The sequence below is a fragment of the Mycobacterium arosiense ATCC BAA-1401 = DSM 45069 genome (assembly GCF_002086125.1).
Taxonomy (GTDB): domain Bacteria; phylum Actinomycetota; class Actinomycetes; order Mycobacteriales; family Mycobacteriaceae; genus Mycobacterium; species Mycobacterium arosiense.
Genome location: NZ_MVHG01000297.1, coordinates 1 through 304 on the forward strand (window position 1 = coordinate 1; position 304 = coordinate 304).

Below are 304 nucleotides of genomic sequence, written 5' to 3' on the forward strand. Positions count from 1 at the left end.
ATCAGCTCGCGCATGGCCAATACCCGGTCATCCACGACAGTAAAACCTTGGTACAGGGGAGCGTCCGCAATGATCTCCAGGCTGCCGCCCGCCGCTCCCGAGCCGCCGGCTGCGGCGCGCAACGAACCGTCAAGATACAGCCCATTGTAGGAACTGAGAGCGATGCGCCCGCCGTCGCCGGCCAGCAAAACCCTTCCCAGTCCCGGTACATCCAGCTGTGCCTGGCTGCCGGAGGCCTCCAGTCGTGCACCGGGGCGTACGATGACGAACGCATCCGCCGAGGTCGCGATCGCCTTGCCCGGAT

1 protein-coding gene is annotated in these 304 nt (G+C 65.8%); it reads right to left on the reverse strand.

Annotation, left to right across the window (positions count from 1 at the left end):
• Positions 1–304 (reverse strand): hypothetical protein (locus BST14_RS31975; RefSeq protein WP_142279717.1); only part of this gene is annotated, 304 nt, incomplete at both ends.